The following is a 16,368-nucleotide window of genomic DNA, read 5'->3' as shown; positions in this document are numbered from 1 at the left end:
TCATCGTAGGGATGGAATTGAATAGCCGAAGCTCGCGAGAGTCACGGCAACCAAACAGGACATGACTTTTGACCTCCACCCAGATGCGATCCGAGGATCCGGAACTCGGAGAGGAAACCAGAGGCGGCCTACCTTCGCTCGTCCTCGCCGCGCTGGGCGTCGTCTATGGCGACATCGGGACGAGCCCGCTCTACGCGTTCAGGGAGGCTCTCCACGCCACGGGCGGGTCGGGAGCCCACCAAGAGAACGTCCTCGGCATCCTTTCATTGATCATCTGGGCTCTCACCATCGTCGTCACCCTGAAATACGTGACCTTCGTGCTGAAGGCGGATAACCGGGGCGAAGGCGGAACGCTGTCTTTGATGAGCCTCGCGCGGGAGAGCCTAAGAGGACGACCCAAATGGGTGCTTGTCCTCGGCGTGACGGGCGCGTCGCTGTTTCTCGGCGACGCCATCATCACGCCGGCGATTTCCGTTCTCTCGGCGGTCGAGGGCATTCAGGTGGTGGCGCCCGCGCTTACGAACTGGGTGGTGCCGATCACGCTGACGATCATCGCCGCGCTGTTCTTCGTCCAGCGCTTCGGCACGGGTGGCGTGGCGGCCGTCTTCGGGCCGATAACGGCGCTGTGGTTCGTCGTCCTGGGCGTCAGCGGGGCGATCCACATCCTCGACGATCCATCGGTCCTCGGCGCGATCAACCCGGTCCACGCCGTTTGGTACGTCGCCTACAACATCGCATCCGCCGTCGCGGTCTTCGGCGCGGTCTTCCTCGCGGTGACGGGCGCCGAGGCGCTTTATGTCGACCTTGGACACTTTGGCCGGCGGCCGATCGTCGTGGCGTGGTTCGCGCTCGTCTTCCCGAGCCTGCTCCTGAACTACTTCGGACAGGGAGCCTTCGTGCTCGCAAATCCCACGATGGCCGCCCATCCGTTCTTCAACATGCATCCAGAATGGGCCAGGATCCCCATGGTCTGCCTCGCGACGGCGGCGACGGTCATCGCCAGCCAGGCGGTGATATCGGGAGCATACTCGCTCGTGCGCCAGGCGATCCATCTCAACCTGCTTCCCCGCCTGCAGATACTGCACACGTCCGAGACCCATTCGGGGCAGATCTACATGCCGCGGGTGAACACGCTGCTCTTCGTCTTCGTGGCGGCCCTGGTCCTGTTTTTCCGCAGTTCCAGCGGACTGTCGGCCGCCTATGGCATCGCCGTCACCGGCGAGATGCTGATCACGTCCGTACTGCTGTTCGTCGTCATGCGGCGGATCTGGAGTTGGAAACTGGCAACGACCCTCGCCGTCATCATCCCGATATCCCTGATCGACGCCGGTTTCCTCGCGGCCAACATCGCCAAGTTCGCCGACGGCGGCTGGGTCCCGGTGGCCGTCGCCGCCACCATGGCGCTCATCATGCAGACCTGGACGGCAGGGCGACGGCTCCTCATCAGTCGCACCAAGGCCGACGAAATTCCGCTCGCGACGATCATCGACAACCTGGCCCGCAAGAAGCCACCGACGGTGCCAGGAACCGCTATCTTCCTGACAAGCGACGTCGAGGGCGCGCCGACGGCGCTCCTTCACAGTCTGAAGCACTACAAGGTGCTTCACGAGCGGAACGTCATCCTGAGCGTCGTCACCGCCACCACGCCGTTCGTTCCCGACACCGAGAAGATCTTTCTCGAAAGTTTCAATCCGCTGTTCAGCCGGATCGTCGTCACCTTCGGCTACATGGAGACGCCCAACATCCCGCGCGCGCTTGTCCTGGCGCGAAAGCTCGGCCTGAAATTCGACATCATGTCGACCTCGTTCTTCCTCTCCCGCCGGACGATACTTCCATCAAGGAAGGGCGGCCTGCCCTTCTGGCAGGACCGGCTGTTCATCGCCCTTTCGCGCAACGCCAGCAACGCCACGGATTATTTCGGGCTGCCCACCGGGCGGGTGGTGGAACTCGGCCTGCAAACCACCATCTAGCCGGCCGCTTCCGAAACCAGTTCTCCGACGTCGCGCCATGAGGAATGATTGAAAGCGCTCGGCAACCAGGAATCTAGGCTTCGCGAAAACTCGCCACGCGACGCGTGTGGAATAGACGTCCATGAATGACAGCTCGATGTTTATAGCGTGTACGTCGTGAACCAAATTCGAACTTGCGACCGTCAGCCCTTCTTGTTCTCGAGATCGTGCCTGCCACGGCAGGCACGCCTCCTCCAAACAATGAGCATACCAGGCAAAGGCGCGTCCGCGCCGGCGCCAGTTCGCGCAGGGCTTGACCGGTTAAAAGGGCAGCCGCAGGAGGGTTAGCGGAGCGCCGCTCGCAACGAGCGGAACCCGGGACCGACTGCCCCCGGCAAGCCGTTCTGCTTTGGGTGTACCCGTGGTGCCCCTCCCTCGACTCGCCTGCCCGGTCGCGCCAACGATCTCGCGATATCGACGATGTCGTCACGCGAGGCAGTCGGATCCTCTTTGTTCCAGGCGACGCCAGCCCAATCCGGAAATCGATGCCCCTGACCACCTTCAGCTCGAAAAGGCCCGGTTCGGCAGTCCCTCGGTCCATTCCGGCGCAAAGCCGATGCCAAGGCCTGCCGAGACGCCGCTAACTCCGTTGGGCGAATTTACACGGGGGCAAAATGGGCGCAGTTTTCAATCACAAGCAAGGAGGATCAGCCGTGAAAAAGTTCGCTACTGCCGTTGTGATCTCAATGGCGTTGGTCTTTTCAGCGCCGGCTTTTGCGAAGAATGAAGGGAAATTGCCGAAGAGCGCGGTCGAATTGTCCGAGCAGGAAGTCAAGGATCTATACCTCGGCCATACCGTCAAGTACGACGTCGGCGACGGCTTGGTCTATTACACCTGGTTTGCCGATGGGACGCTCAAAGGCGTCAAAGTTGGCAAAAAGAAAGGTGAGTATGGCTATGCGGAAGGCACGTGGACAGGCACCGGCAACACCTTTTGCTTTACTTCGAATTGGAAAGGCAAGAGTGGCGAGACCAAATTCGTCTACAGCCCGTGCAAGGGTTGGTGGCGGGTCGGCAAGCAGATTTGGACTAAGAACATTTCCGGCGATGACCAGTACGACGGAGACATCTACAACGGCGAAGTGAAAAAGATGTCAAAAGGTGACAAGGTCACGCCGATGTTCGACAAGGCCAAAGCCGCAGCGAAATGATAGGGAATGGTTCTCCTCGACGGCTTGGAGAATCTCCTGTCTCTATCGCGGCACTGTCCTTTGCAACTGCACCGGGGCAGATTTATCCGCGACGGCTGGGGCTCTAGGTCTCAATATTGTCGAGCATCGAATTCTTCAATCGTTTCGGGGTCCTGCTTATATTCCCATTGCACACCGTTCAGCCGGCGCCATATTTGTCCCGACGGGTTTCGGGAGGCGGCGTCGACGAGTGGCACCGGCAGGAGTGTCTCGTGCTTGTGCCAGAGTGTGACGTCTGTGACGTTGGCCTGCCTGGCCTTCCGGAACATGTTGAAAAGGAGTGCGAAGTCCATTGGCCGATTTTCTCCATGGACTCAACTATAGGGACATTTTAAGTACTTTCAAGTACCATAATTTGCAGAACCCGACGCGCGGATAATGTCGGCGCCACTGGCTTACGCTTCGGGCTCAAGACGTTGGGGAAAGTGCATTCTGGAATGCAGCAGAAGCCTGACAAACGAATGACCCGTTAACGCCTGATCCCACGAAAAAGCCCCGCGGTTGTTGCGACCGCGGGGCTTCTTGACGCCTCACCCGGGAGAGGGGCTCAGGCGGCCTGTACCTTGCGGGCGGTGCGTGCCCATTCGGGCAGCCAGTCGCCGTGGGTGGCGAGCAGATCGTCGACCAGCGACCAGATCTGGTCGAGGTCGAGTTCGGCTGCCGTATGCGGGTCCATCATCGCGGCGTGATAGATATGCTCGCGATTTTCCGTCATCAGCGCCTGCACCGTCAGTTCCTGCACGTTGATATTGGTGCGGATCAGCGCCGTCAGCTGCGGCGGCAGGTCGCCGATGAAGGTCGGCTGGATGCCGGAGGCATCGACGAGGCAGGGCACCTCGGCGGCGCAATTGGCGGGCAGCGAGGTGATGCAGCCATTGTTGCGGACATTGCCGTAGATCACCGAGGGCTCGCCGGTCCAGACCGAGTTGATGATCGAGGAGGCATATTCCTTCGACGGCTTGACCTCGATCTTGTCGGCCGAACGATAGGCCTCCGCCTGGCCTTTCCAGCGCTCGATCTGCTCGATGCAGCGTTTCGGATATTCATCGAGCGGAATGCCGAATTTCTCGATCAGGTCGTCGCGGCCCTCCTTGATGAAATAGGGCGTGTATTCGGCGAAATGCTCCGAGCTCTCGGTGACGAAATAGCCGAGCCGCGTCAGCATCTCGTAGCGCACCTTGTTCGGGCAGCGCGGGTTCCAGCCAGGCTTCGGCGCCCTGCCCTCGCGATAGGCGCGCACGAGATCGGGATAGAGGTCGCGGTAAGAACCGTCGGCCTGGCGATGCTCGAATTTGAGATAGAAGGCCATGTGGTTGATGCCGGCCGCCCGGTAACGGATTTCCTCGTAGGGAATATCGAGGTCGTGGGCCAGTTCCATCGCCGTGCCCTGCACCGAATGGCAAAGGCCGACTTGGCGAATGGTCGGATACTTCTCCGATATCGCCCAGGTGTTGATCGCCATCGGGTTGACATATTGCAACATGATCGCCTCGGGGCAGACGGCGAGCATGTCCTCGCAGACCTTCCAGAGATGCGGCACGGTGCGAAGCCCGCGCATGATGCCGCCGACGCCGAGCGTATCGGCGATCGTCTGGCGAAGGCCATATTTCTTCGGCACTTCGAAATCGGTGACCGTGCAGGGTTCATAGCCGCCGATCTGGAAGGCGACGACGACGAAATCGGCGCCCGAAAGCGCCTTGCGCTGGTCAGAATAGGTCTCGGCCTTCGCCTTGACGCCGAGCGTCGAGATCAGCTTGTTGACGACGATGGCGCTTTCTTCCAGCCGCTGCGGGTTGAGATCCATCAAGGCGATCGTCGCGCCTGACAGGGCCGGACGCTGCAGCACGTCACCGACGATGTTCTTCATGAAGACGGTGGAGCCAGCTCCGATGAAAGTGATTTTGGGATTTCTTGCCATTATAACCTCCGGCATTCGGCAATCATGCTACCTCGAAAGCGGCCTTGACGAGCCGTTCGGTGTAAGCGGTCTTGGGATGGGACAAAACTTCGTTGACGGGACCCTCTTCGACGATCTTGCCATGCTGCATGACGATGACGCGATGGCAGAGCGCGCGCACGACCTTGAGGTCGTGGGAGATGAAGAGGTAGCTCAGGCCACGTTCGTCCTGCAGCTTGCGCAAGAGTTCGATGATCTGCGCCTGGACGGAAAGATCGAGCGCCGATGTCGGCTCGTCGAGCAGGATAAATTCCGGCTCCAGCGCAATGGCGCGGGCAATGGCGATGCGCTGGCGCTGGCCGCCGGAAAATTCGTGCGGGAATCGCGACAGGATATTGCCGGGCATGCCGGCGGCGACAAGCGCTTCGCGCACCCGGTCCTGCCGTTCGGCCTTGGTCGCGCCCAGCCGGTTGACGACCAGCCCCTCCTCGATGATCTGGCCGATCGTCATGCGCGGATTGAGCGATGAGAACGGGTCCTGGAACACCACCTGCATGCGGGCGCGCAAGGGCCGCATCTCGGCCCGGGATAGGCCATGGATCGGCTGATTGTCGAAGCGGATCTCGCCGCTGTCGGGCGTGTTCAGTCGCAGGATCGCCTGGCCGAACGTCGTCTTGCCAGAACCGGATTCGCCCACCAGCCCCAGCGTCTCGTGACGGCGCAGCGTCAGGTCGAGGCTGTCGACGGCGACAAGCTCACGCATCGCCGGCTTAAGAAAGGTACCGTGACGCATCATGAAGGAGACGCGCACGCCCTTGGCATCGAGGATGACATCCGACCCTTCGGGCAGTGGATTGGCCTCGCCCCGCGGCTCGGAGGCAAGCAGATGCTTGGTATAGGCGTCCTTCGGATTGGCAAACAGGGCTTCGGTGGTGTTGTGCTCGCGCACTTCGCCGTACTGCATCACATAGACGTAATCGGAAAACTGTCGCACCACGGTCAGGTCGTGGGTGATGAGGATGACGGCCATCCCCAGTTCCTTCTGCAGGTTGCGGATCAGGTTCAGGATCTGCGCCTGCACGGTGACGTCGAGCGCCGTCGTCGGCTCGTCGGCGATCAGCACGTCGGGATCGTTGGCAAGCGCCATGGCGATCATCACGCGCTGGCGCTGGCCGCCCGAAAGCTGATGCGGATATTGCATCAGCCGCGCGGCGGGATCGGGGATCTGCACATGCTCCAGCAGTTCGAGCGCGCGCTTTTGCGCATCCCGCTTGCTGATCCGGCGATGCACGCGGATCGCTTCGACGATCTGGCTGCCGATCGTATAGATCGGGTTCAGCGAGCTCATCGGTTCCTGGAAGATCATCGAAATGCGGTCGCCGCGCAGCTTGCGGCGCTCCCGCTCGGAAAATTTCAGGATGTTGCTGCCGTCATAGGCGACCGTCGATTTCTCGGAGACGACGGCGCGCTTCGACAACAGCCCCATCACCGTTCGCGCCGTCACCGATTTGCCGGAACCGGATTCGCCGACGATCGCAATAGTCTCGCCGCGATAGAGCTGGAAGGAGACGTCCTTGACGGCTTCGACCATGCCGTCTTCGACCTTGAAATTCACCGCGACGTTGCGGGCGTCGATAACAGGCGTGTCCGAACGGCCATCATGATCGTGGCGGACGGGCGGGGCGAAGGAATTGACCAGTGCAAGCGCCATATCAATCTCCTCAATAAGGATCGACCGCGTCGCGCAATCCGTCGCCGAGCGCGTTGAACGCGAAGACGGTGACGAGCACGAAGCCGACAGGAGCGAGAATCCAGGGATAGGAGCCGATGACCGAATAGGTCGCCGTATCCTGCAGCATCAGCCCCCAGGAGATCAGCGGCGGCTTGACGGCGAAACCGAGGAAACCGAGGAAGGATTCCAAGAGCACGACGCTCGGTATATGCAGCGTCACCGCGACGATGACGTGGCTCATCACATTCGGGAAGATGTGCTGCATGATGATGCGCGTGTCGGTGGCGCCAACGGCCATGGCTGCCCGGACATAATCGATGCGGGCAAGTGCCAAGGTCTTGCCGCGCACCTCGCGCGACATCTGCGCCCAGCCGAGCGCCGACATCACGACGATGACGAAGGCAAGGAAGACGTTGGTCGGCGCCGTCACCGGGATCAACGAGGTCAGCGCCAGATAGAGCGGCAATTGCGGGAAGGCGAGCACCAGGTCGACGAAACGCTGCAGCCAGACATCGAAGGTGCCGCCGAAGTAACCCGACACCATGCCGACGGTCGTGCCGATGATGGTGACGATGAAGACAACCGTCAGGGCAATCGTCAGCGAAATGCGCGAGCCGATGATGGCGCGCGACAGCACGTCGCGGCCGAACTTGTCGGTGCCGAGGAAATGCACCGGCTGGCCGTCGGTCGAGCCGAAGAAGTGCCGGCTGGCCGGGATCAGGCCGAAAAGCCGGTATTCGGCGCCCTTGACGAAGAAGCTGAGCAGCCGCGGATTGTCGTAGTCGATGCCGACGATCGGCTGGAAGGTGACCGGATCGAGCTCTTCGGAATCCGACAGAGCGTAGACGCGCGGCTGGAAGACGAAATTGCCGTCCTTGTCGTGGAAGCTCATCACCTGTGGCGGCGCGAAGCCGACATCAGTCGCCTTCGGATCCATCGGCGCGAAGAAATCGGCAAAGATCGCCATGAGGATCAAGAGCACGACGAGCACGAGCCCGGCCATGCCGGTCCAGGAGCGCCTCAACCGACGCCAGACAAGGGCGATATAGCTTTCATGCCCACGCGATGGCTTGGTCACGATGTCGGTTGTCGGTGGCGTCGCGGAAGAGTCGAAAGCAAGCATCTCAGGCTCCTCCATATTGGCGGACACGCGGATCGAGAAGCGCGAGCAGCATGTCGGCGATGATATTGCCGATGATCAGGGTGGCCGACAGCACCATCATGAAAGTGGCGGTGACATAGACGTCGCCGACCGCCATCGAGCCGACGATGGCCGGACCGACAGTCGGCAATGCGAAGATGATGGCGGTCTCGATCTCGCCGGTCAGCATGTAAGGCAGCACGACGCCCTGATACATCACCAGCGGGTGCAGCGCGTTCGGCACCGCATGGCGCATCACCACGGCTGCGCCGGAAAGCCCCTTGGCCTTTGCCGTCTCGACATATTGGGCGTTCAGCGTATCGAGCAGATTACCGCGCATGACACGCATATTGTAGGCGAGCCCGCCGAAGGTGGCGATAGCGACGACTGGCCAGACGTGGTGGACGAGATCGACGAATTTCGCCCAGGACCATGGCGCGCCGCCATACTGCGGCGAAAAGAAGCTACCGATCTCGGAAACATTGAGCTGGAAGACCAGGAGATAGACGATGATCAGCGCCATCAGGAAGCGCGGCACCGTCATGCCGAGGAAGGAAATCCCCGATAGTAGGCTGTCGATCCAGCTGTACTGTCGCGTTGCCGCCCAGATGCCGAAACCGATGCCGAGCACCGAGGCGAAGATGTGGCAGACGAGCGCCAGGAGCAGGGTCCTCGGCAGGCGTTCGCCAACGACATCGGCGACCGGCTTGTTATAGAACATGCTGTATCCGAAATCGCCGCGCGTCACGATGCCGCCGATCCAGTTGACGTATTGGACGACCAGCGGCTTATCGAGGCCGTGTTCGACGCGGTAAGCCTGCGCCTGCTCTTCGGCCTGCGCATAGGACGCGCCGCCCTGGTTGATCAGCTGGGAGCGGATGTAGTCGGCGTAGTCGCCAGGCGGGGCCTGGATGATCGCGAAAGTCACCACGCTCAGAATGAAGAGAACGGGGATCGCGGAGGCTATGCGCACGAGCAGGAATCGTAACATTAGACGGTTCGCTTCTCCTTGCCGCCAGTCGCTCCTCGTCAGCGCGGCCGGCTTGTTGGTCTTGCCCGGCCGCGCGCTGCACGCGCGGCCGGAAGCTCACTTCAGCTGGGAGGGAGCTCTAGTTTATGGGACCCTTGTCGCCGGGCTTGCCAGGCAGCTGTTCGGGGAACAGCTCGTATTTGCCCTGCTTGTCGGCGGCCACCCACAGGCGTTCGCGGATAACCGAATCTTCAGCCCAGTTGAACATCATGATCGGGGTACCCTGGGGCACGTTAGAGAACCGCTTGTTGACGATCAGGGCGCCCGGATATTCCGTCAGGCCAACGGTGTTGACGTGCTCCGTCGAGATCTTCTGATACTGCTTCATCAGATCGACGCGCTCGTCGTTGCTTTGGCTCGTCCTGAACTTGTTGACGACATCGACAAGCTCCTTCTCGAACGGCATCAGATCAAGCTGATCATCCTTGCCGGCGCGATGGTGCCAGCTGGTGCGCGGACCGACAGGGGCAAGCTGTTCGGTGTTCTGCACCACCGACGACAGTTCCGTCGTGTTGCGCTGGATCAGCCAGTCGAAGCGGCCGGCATAGTGGGCGTCGTCACGCTTGGCGCCGTCGAGCGCGTTGATGACGATCTTCAGACCAAGCTTCTCCATCTGGCCGACGACACCTTCGGCGAGGCTCTTGTCGGTCGTGTACTGATTGTTGATCAGCATGACGATTTCGACATCCTTGCCGCCGAGCGTCCCGGCCGGGAAGTTCACGACGCCGTTGCCGTCGGTGTCCTTGAGGCCGGCCTTGGCGAGTTCCTCCTTGGCGCCCTTAAGATCGAAGGGATAGTAGACGGTCGAGTTGCGGTCGTAGAAGCTGGTGCCGGAGGAGAGCCCGCCGGGATAGATCGCGGTGAACGGCCCCTTGACCAGCGAGTCGCCGATCGCCTTGCGGTCGAGCGCCATGGTGACGGCCTTGCGGAAATCTTCGTTGCGGTTGAGCTCGCGGATCGCCTCACCGCGCTCGTCCGGGTTGCCCCAGCCGTTGGCGGAGAAGTTCATGCGAAGATTGTAGCCGATGAGGCGCGGGCCGAAGGCAAGACGGGCGGGTGCGGTCTTTTCCGCGGCACGCTTCAGCGAGGCAACGAAATTCTCGGGCTGCTCGAGGTTGGAGAAATCGGCGGATCCCGCCACGGCCTGAACGTCGCGGTCGGCCCAGGTCGAGAGCTTGTAGTGCAGCTCATTCAGATAGGGCAACTGATCGCCCTTCTCGTCCACCTTCCAGTAGTAAGGGTTGCGGCGCATGACGATGATATCGTCGGAGCGATATTCCACCGGCACCCAGGCGCCCATGACCGGCATGTTCATGAACTCCGGCGGGAAAGCGTTCTTGAACTGGTCGTAGGTGTTCTTCGAATATTTCGGATGCTTCGGCTTCAGGATATGCGACGGACCCGGGCAGAAGTTCGGGTAGGACATCGTATAGAGATATTGCTTCGGGAACGCCTCCTTGAAGGTCCATTCGACGGTGTAATCGTCGACCTTCTTCAGCGTCGTTCCCACACCGAAAGCTTCCGGCGAGGCGCCGCCGCCGAGTGGCGAGACGTTCGGGTCGACGACTTCGTCGTCCCAGTAGAACATGATGTCGTCGGCGTTGAACGGCGCGCCGTCGGACCATTTGGCGCCTTCGACCAGGTGCATGGTCAGCTTATGGCCGTCTTGCGACCAATCCCAGCTCTTGGCGAGGTTGGGCAGCGGCTCGGTGTCGGAGGCCTGCACCTGGAACAGCGGCGCGGTGCGCGTCAGGCATTCGGAGAGACCGATATCGATGCCGCCCCAGCCCTGCGTCTGGCCGGCGCCATAGTTCCAGCCTTCCGGCCGGCCGCCAATGACGTGACGCATCGTATCGCCGTAGACGCCGATGCCGTCGGGCATATTGCCTGTCTTGAAGACCATCGGCTCCTTCGGCAGGCGATCCTTGACCGGCGGCAGCTTGCCGGTGGCGACGAAATTCTTCGTGACCCAGTCGGGCTCGTGATATTCGGGCAGCGCCTTGAACTCCAGAATGGAGTCACGCGCCACATAGTTGATCTTGCCTTCGGCCGGAAAGTCCGCCGGCGCCGGCGGAACGGTTGGCTCGGAGGCATATGCATTCAGCGCCGCGGCTGAGACGCCGAGCGCCAGTCCGGCCAGAATGCCTGCGTTACGGAAATTCATCATCGTTTCTCCCTCTTGTTCCGGAGCACGGCTCACGCGGCTCCTTTTTCCTCGAACGACATGAAAGCGGGCCTGACGTCATGGATTTCCCTCCCGGAAACCCATGACGACCCATCTTTCACGAAAATCAGACGGCCTGTTTCAGCGCCGCCTTTTCCGCGCGCAGCTCCTCGATCGAGCGAACGTTGCGGCGTGCGGCCCCCGCCCAGTCGCGGGTCTGCACCTTCGATTTCGACAGCCGCTCCTTGGCGGCCGGCACGGCATGCGCATATTGCGGCAGCCAGCGCGCCTGGGCAACGACCATCTCGTCGACCATCTGCCAGACCTCTTCCGGCGTCGAGACGGCGCCGACCAGCGGGTCGTGCAGCACGGCAAGCTTCAGAAGGTCGATGTCGCCCGATATCGCCGCGTGCACCGACATGCGCTGGACGTTGATCGAGGCGATGCAGGTGGCCGCGCAAGCTTCCGGCAGGGTGACGCCCGAGACCATGTTGATGCCGAAGCGATCAACGAAGCCCGGCGATTCGATGATCGCATCGGACGGCAGGTTGGTGATGACGCCATTGTTCTTGACGTTGAAATGACCGCGATAGACCCGGTTCGTCTCCAGCGCCTCGAGGATATGGCTTGCATGTTCGTTCGAGCGCTTGGCGGGATCGATCGGCTTTGCGGCGGATTCCAGGAATTGCGGATATTCCGTCTCGAACCAGTTGCGCGTTTCGGTCGAATGACGAAGGTAGCCGCCGGTCTCGCCGTGGATCCAGTCGGACATGTCGATCCAGCGGGTGATTTCGTCCGGCCGCTTGCGGTACCAGGGCAGGTATTCCGAGAGATGGCCGTTGCTTTCCGTCGAATAGACGCCGAAACGCTTCAGCACGTCGATGCGCAATTTCTCCTGCTGCGAATAGACCGGATGCGCCTCGAAGGCGGCGATCAGTTCGTCCTTGCCGATCCTGCGACCGTTGAGGCGCAGGTCGATGAACCAGGTCTGGTGGTTGATGCCGGAGCAGATATAGTCGAGCTCGCTCAGCGACTTGGCGCCGAGCACCTCGGCGATCTGTTCGGCGCCATGCTGGACGCCGTGGCAGAGACCGACGGTATCGACCTGGCCGTATTCGATCGCCGCCCAGGTGTTCATCGCCATCGGGTTGGCATAGTTCAGGAATTTCGCGCCGGGCTCGGCGACCTCGCGGATATCCTTGCAGAAGTCGAGAATGACCGGGATGTTGCGCTGGCCATAGAGGATGCCGCCGGCACAGATCGTATCGCCGACACACTGGTCGATGCCGTATTTCAGCGGGATTCTGATATCGTCGGCGTAGGCTTCGAGCCCACCGACCCGCACGCAGCTGATAATATAACGCGCGCCTTCCAGCGCCTGGCGCCGGTTGGTGGTCGCCGTCACCTTCGTCGGCAGCCCGTTCGCCTCGACGACGCGGTCGAGGATCGCCTTGATCATTTCCAGATTATGTTCGCTGAGATCTGTCAGCGCGAATTCGACGTCGCGAAACTCGGGAACGCACAAGATATCGGTAAACAGCTTCTTGGTGAAACCGACGCTGCCCGCACCGATGATAGCGATTTTGAAACTCATGATCTTCACCTCGATCCAATCGAATGCTAAGGAAAAGAAGGTTATGGAGGATCAGGCCGCATGCTGACGCATGTGGCTGAAAACACCGTAAAATCTGCCTTTTTCCTCCCGGCCGCTCTGTCGGCCGTGGTCTCTTCCTCTTGTCGGCCGGGATTATGCCCGAAATCGACAGGGCGACCAGAGAAGGATTATGCTTTCAGGGGTAATTTTGTGCTGCAGGATTTGATCGCCAACGGACAGTCGATGAGGACGGTTTCGCTACCCCGGGGCCGCCAGCGATTGCACGCCATGCCGACCAGCGCCGGCTACGAAGTGCGCGAGAACGAGAGCTATGACTGGGACGGCCGCCGGCGCGGTCAAACCCCCTTCACCGTGCTGCAGCACACGATCAGCGGTAGCGGCCAGCTACGCTACCAGCACCGCAACTATCGCCTTCAAGGCGGCGACACGCTGCTCGTTCTCGTGCCGCACAATCATCGCTACTGGCTGGAGAAGGGCGACCGATGGGAATATTTCTGGATCTCGATGAATGGCGAGGAAACGCTGCGCATCCACCAGATGGTGCTGTCGACCGCCGGGCCGGTGCTGAAGCTCCAGCCCTCGACCATCGATCATCTCGCCGATTGCAGCCTGCGCCTGGTCAAGGGCGCAACGTCGCCGGGTGCCGCCTCGGCGATTGCCTATGAAGCGGCGATGGCGCTTTACGACGACGTCTTCGGTTCGCCGGCCTTCGCCGCCGAGCTCAGCCTGATGCAGCCGGTGATCGACCATATCAACACCAATCTCGAAAAGCCGCTGCCGGTCAGCGAGCTTGCCGGCATCGTCGGCCTCAGCCGCGCCCATTTCTCGCGCAGCTTTGCCGAGAGCGAGGGCATGCCGCCGGCCGAATTCGTGCTGCAGCAACGCCTGCAGCGCGCCGTCAAGCTTCTGACCAAGGCCGACTTTCTGCCGGTCAAGGAAGTCGCCATCATGTGCGGCTTCGAGGACCCCAACTATTTTTCCAAGGTCTTCCGCCGCGTCTACGGCACAAACCCGACCGAATTCCGCACGACCGGCATGTATGCCAGCATCGGAAAACTGAGATAGCTGCTCGTCCCGATCGGCGGGACCTGGCTTCAGGCCCGGACTTCGAACACCATGTTGAACGGCGTTTCCGTGGCGCGACGGAAATGCGTGAACCCGGCGTCGAGCGCGACCTTTCGAAGCTTCATTTCTCCCGCCTGGGCGCCGAGCCCGAGCCCGACCTCCTGGGAAAGCGATGCCGGCGTGCAGATCATCGTCGACGCGCCGTAATAGACGCGGCCGACCGGATTGAGATTGTCCTTGAGATGGTCATGGGCAAAGGGCTCGACGATGAGCCACGTGCCGTTCGGCCCAAGCGTGTCTTTGACATGCCGGCCGGCGCCGACCGGATCGCCCATGTCGTGAAGGCAATCGAACATGGCGACCATGTCGTAGCCGCGCCCCGGAAATTCCGCCGCCGAGCCCTGCTCGAAGGTCACACGGTCGGAAACACCCGCTTCCTTGGCGGCGGCGTTTGCCCTTTCGATCGACGGGCCGTGATAGTCGAAGCCGGTGAAGCGGGAGGCGGGATAGGCCTGCGCCATCAGGATGGTCGATGCCCCATGACCGCAGCCGACATCGGCGACACTGGCGCCGGCCTTGAGCTTTTCTTCGACCCCGCCAAGGGCCGGAATCCATTCATTGACGAGATGGCTGTTATAGCCCGGACGAAAGAACCGCTCGGTTCCCCGAAACAGGCAGGTGCTGTGCTCATGCCAGCCGAGACCCTTCCCCGTGCGGAAGGCGTCGGCGACCTTGGGCTCGTCCATCCACATGGATTGCACGACCTCGAAGGCGCCGACGAAGAAGGCCGGGCTGTTTTCCTCGCCAAAGACCATCGCCTGCTCCGGCGTCAGGCTGAAACGATCGGTCTTTTCATCGTAAGCGACATAGTCGGCCGCCGCCTGGGCGCTCAGCCATTCCCTGAGATAGCGCTCCTTGATCCCCGTCTTCTTGGCAAGATCCTGGACGCTCATCGGCGTTCCGTCGGCCATCGCCTTGTAGATTCCGACCTGGTCGCCAAGCACGACCAAGGCACCTGACATGGCGGCGCCGACGTCGCCAACAAGACGACCGACAAGCGCATCGAGTTTTTGCATATCCGGCTCACGCATTGTTACCTCCCGGGTGCGTGATAAAGGTAAGCTAAATTAGACTTTAATAATATTCAGTCAATCAACCTTGTCGTTCGCGAGAACGAGCGTGGAGGATTTACGGTCAAAAGAATGGCACAGGGATCTATTTCCAGACGCGGAATACGCCCGCCATGGACCTGGCACTCATCATCGCTTGTGTCGAGATTGCGTGTTTAATATAATCTGCCCGAGGCAGAATCACACTTTTGATGCAAGGTTATCGTTTTGTGCCTATCGTCCGCTCAATGTCGCGCTGCTCGTGCCCTTTTGGCGTGGTCTCAGGACGATCTCTCGTCGGCGTCGAAAGTCGCCAAGGCGACGATCGCTAATTTCGAGGCGGCAAAGCGCTCTCCCTACGAACGAACGCTTCAGGATATGAAGCACGCCCTGGAAGGCGCGGGTGTAATTTTCATCCCCGAAAATGGCGGGGGTGCAGGCGTTCGCCTGGCAAAACGCGCTGATGCCTCGATCGACACGAATGAGACCGAGACGGTTCAATATGAAGAATATCTCGAAAACGACGCACCGCCCGGTGCGGGTGGCTGAATGATGGCAAAAAAAGAAAAGCTCGAACACTCCGAACTGGCGGGAGAATTCACCGACGACGGGATCACCGTGCTCGTCGATATCTTCCGCACATCGGGCAGCAATGAAGACTGGACGATGGAAGTGGTCACGCAAGGGGAAGATCTGATCCGCTGGGACGAGCCATTTCCGACCGACAGGGATGCCTTCGACGAATTCCTGGCCGTCGTCGCCCGCGACGGCATTCGATCGTTTCTCGAGGATGAAGAGCCGTCCGTGCATTGAGGGATATTCCGTGAAGAGCATCAACGATCTGGTCGCATCGGCGAAAACCGTCTGCGATCGATACCGGGCCGGGCGGATGGAGCGCGAGACCGTACGGGAATGGGTTCTCGGACTTGGCGCCTATCCGTCGCCGCATGGAGATCGGGTGCGGGAAGCTGCCGAATGGTTCCGGCTGCACAATCGCGAGCCTGTTTCCGAGGACATCGTGCTGGTCGACATCGACCGGCTTGCAGCTATTTCAGCGCCGTGACCCCGGGGCGTGCGAGCGGATAGGCTGTCTGCAATGGCCAGCCATATCCGATGCTCACCAGTCTTTTTCAGATCGTTCGATGCGGGACGGATCGCCGGGGCGCCGGCGCTGTTTGGCGGTTGCCTCGCCGCCTCGATGCGCACTGGCGCAATTACGCCGTTACTAGGCGGCGTAGGACCACTGACGATCATGAGCCTTATGCATAATACCCTCATCGCAGCTTCCATGCTGAGCGGTCAGGGGGTTCCGCTGCTTCGGCAAATGTGACACCTCTTACGAGGCTGGCATGGCTCCTGCATCTCACGCGCGAAGCGTACGTCAAGCGCGGGTAGGGTATTTTGATTCGTGCGATA

Annotated in this window: 15 protein-coding genes and 1 pseudogene; 7 read left to right on the top strand and 9 right to left on the bottom strand. The window is 61.0% G+C overall.

Annotated features, from left to right (window positions below; genetic code table 11):
• Positions 1 to 83: 83 nt before the first annotated feature.
• Positions 84 to 1,970, top strand: a complete 1,887-nt coding sequence (locus AC244Q_RS29920) for a potassium transporter Kup (RefSeq protein ID WP_432431733.1) — start codon at positions 84 to 86, stop codon at positions 1,968 to 1,970.
• A gap of 422 nt (positions 1,971 to 2,392) precedes the next feature.
• On the opposite strand, the pseudogene AC244Q_RS29915 reads toward AC244Q_RS29920, so the two are convergent.
• A pseudogene (locus AC244Q_RS29915) lies at positions 2,393 to 2,594 on the bottom strand (LysR family transcriptional regulator); the annotation flags it as partial.
• A gap of 68 nt (positions 2,595 to 2,662) precedes the next feature.
• Between AC244Q_RS29915 and AC244Q_RS29910 the strand changes: the two are divergent.
• Complete coding sequence (locus AC244Q_RS29910) at positions 2,663 to 3,160, top strand: DUF995 domain-containing protein (protein ID WP_012763382.1); 498 nt, start codon at positions 2,663 to 2,665, stop codon at positions 3,158 to 3,160.
• Between the two features lie 110 nt (positions 3,161 to 3,270).
• Here the strand turns inward: AC244Q_RS29910 and AC244Q_RS29905 are convergent, their stop codons facing one another.
• The 7 genes from AC244Q_RS29905 to melA (AC244Q_RS29875) form a co-directional block, all read right to left on the bottom strand.
• Positions 3,271 to 3,492 (bottom strand): hypothetical protein, encoded by a 222-nt coding sequence (locus tag AC244Q_RS29905; protein WP_128407993.1) that lies wholly within the window; start codon positions 3,490 to 3,492, stop codon positions 3,271 to 3,273.
• Positions 3,493 to 3,746: 254 nt separating this feature from the next.
• Positions 3,747 to 5,117 carry an alpha-glucosidase/alpha-galactosidase gene (gene melA / locus AC244Q_RS29900; protein WP_128407992.1) on the bottom strand — a complete coding sequence of 457 codons (1,371 nt, stop codon included), beginning with the start codon at positions 5,115 to 5,117 and terminating at the stop codon, positions 3,747 to 3,749.
• 22 nt (positions 5,118 to 5,139) lie between these two features.
• A complete protein-coding gene (locus AC244Q_RS29895) occupies positions 5,140 to 6,807 on the bottom strand; it encodes an ABC transporter ATP-binding protein (RefSeq protein WP_003554127.1) in 1,668 nt (555 codons plus the stop codon).
• Between the two features lie 10 nt (positions 6,808 to 6,817).
• Positions 6,818 to 7,951, bottom strand: a complete 1,134-nt coding sequence (locus tag AC244Q_RS29890; protein WP_017996567.1) for an ABC transporter permease — start codon at positions 7,949 to 7,951, stop codon at positions 6,818 to 6,820.
• 1 nt (position 7,952) lies between these two features.
• Entirely contained in the window at positions 7,953 to 8,960 is a 1,008-nt protein-coding gene (locus AC244Q_RS29885; RefSeq protein ID WP_003554132.1) for an ABC transporter permease, read from the bottom strand.
• A gap of 118 nt (positions 8,961 to 9,078) precedes the next feature.
• Positions 9,079 to 11,166, bottom strand: a complete 2,088-nt coding sequence (locus AC244Q_RS29880; protein WP_128407991.1) for an ABC transporter substrate-binding protein — start codon at positions 11,164 to 11,166, stop codon at positions 9,079 to 9,081.
• A 124-nt stretch (positions 11,167 to 11,290) separates the two neighbouring features.
• Complete coding sequence (gene melA, locus AC244Q_RS29875) at positions 11,291 to 12,757, bottom strand: alpha-glucosidase/alpha-galactosidase (RefSeq protein ID WP_128407990.1); 1,467 nt, start codon at positions 12,755 to 12,757, stop codon at positions 11,291 to 11,293.
• A 60-nt stretch (positions 12,758 to 12,817) separates the two neighbouring features.
• Here melA (AC244Q_RS29875) and AC244Q_RS29870 point away from each other — a divergent pair, with 60 nt between their 5' ends.
• Positions 12,818 to 13,843 (top strand): AraC family transcriptional regulator, encoded by a 1,026-nt coding sequence (locus tag AC244Q_RS29870; protein WP_171815733.1) that lies wholly within the window; start codon positions 12,818 to 12,820, stop codon positions 13,841 to 13,843.
• Between the two features lie 29 nt (positions 13,844 to 13,872).
• On the opposite strand, the gene AC244Q_RS29865 is transcribed toward AC244Q_RS29870, so the two are convergent.
• On the bottom strand, positions 13,873 to 14,934 hold the full coding sequence (locus tag AC244Q_RS29865; RefSeq protein WP_128407989.1) for a class I SAM-dependent methyltransferase: 1,062 nt from the start codon (positions 14,932 to 14,934) through the stop codon (positions 13,873 to 13,875).
• Between the two features lie 246 nt (positions 14,935 to 15,180).
• Here AC244Q_RS29865 and AC244Q_RS29860 point away from each other — a divergent pair, with 246 nt between their 5' ends.
• From AC244Q_RS29860 to AC244Q_RS29845, 4 genes are read left to right on the top strand one after another with little or no spacing between them, the layout of a single operon-like run.
• Entirely contained in the window at positions 15,181 to 15,501 is a 321-nt protein-coding gene (locus AC244Q_RS29860) for a helix-turn-helix domain-containing protein (RefSeq protein ID WP_003554144.1), read from the top strand.
• A 3-nt stretch (positions 15,502 to 15,504) separates the two neighbouring features.
• The gene (locus AC244Q_RS29855; protein WP_003554145.1) at positions 15,505 to 15,765 is read left to right on the top strand and encodes a hypothetical protein; all 261 of its coding nucleotides are present in this window, start codon (positions 15,505 to 15,507) and stop codon (positions 15,763 to 15,765) included.
• A 10-nt stretch (positions 15,766 to 15,775) separates the two neighbouring features.
• Positions 15,776 to 16,015, top strand: a complete 240-nt coding sequence (locus tag AC244Q_RS29850; protein WP_003554151.1) for a hypothetical protein — start codon at positions 15,776 to 15,778, stop codon at positions 16,013 to 16,015.
• Between the two features lie 33 nt (positions 16,016 to 16,048).
• Positions 16,049 to 16,282: a hypothetical protein gene (locus AC244Q_RS29845; RefSeq protein WP_017996572.1), complete on the top strand. Its 234-nt coding sequence runs from the start codon at positions 16,049 to 16,051 to the stop codon at positions 16,280 to 16,282.
• Positions 16,283 to 16,368: the final 86 nt, after the last annotated feature.

The sequence above is a fragment of the Rhizobium sp. CB2179 genome, from assembly GCF_057653455.1.
Note: the sequence above shows the minus strand (reverse complement) of the source record. Positions and strands in the feature narration are given on the sequence as shown.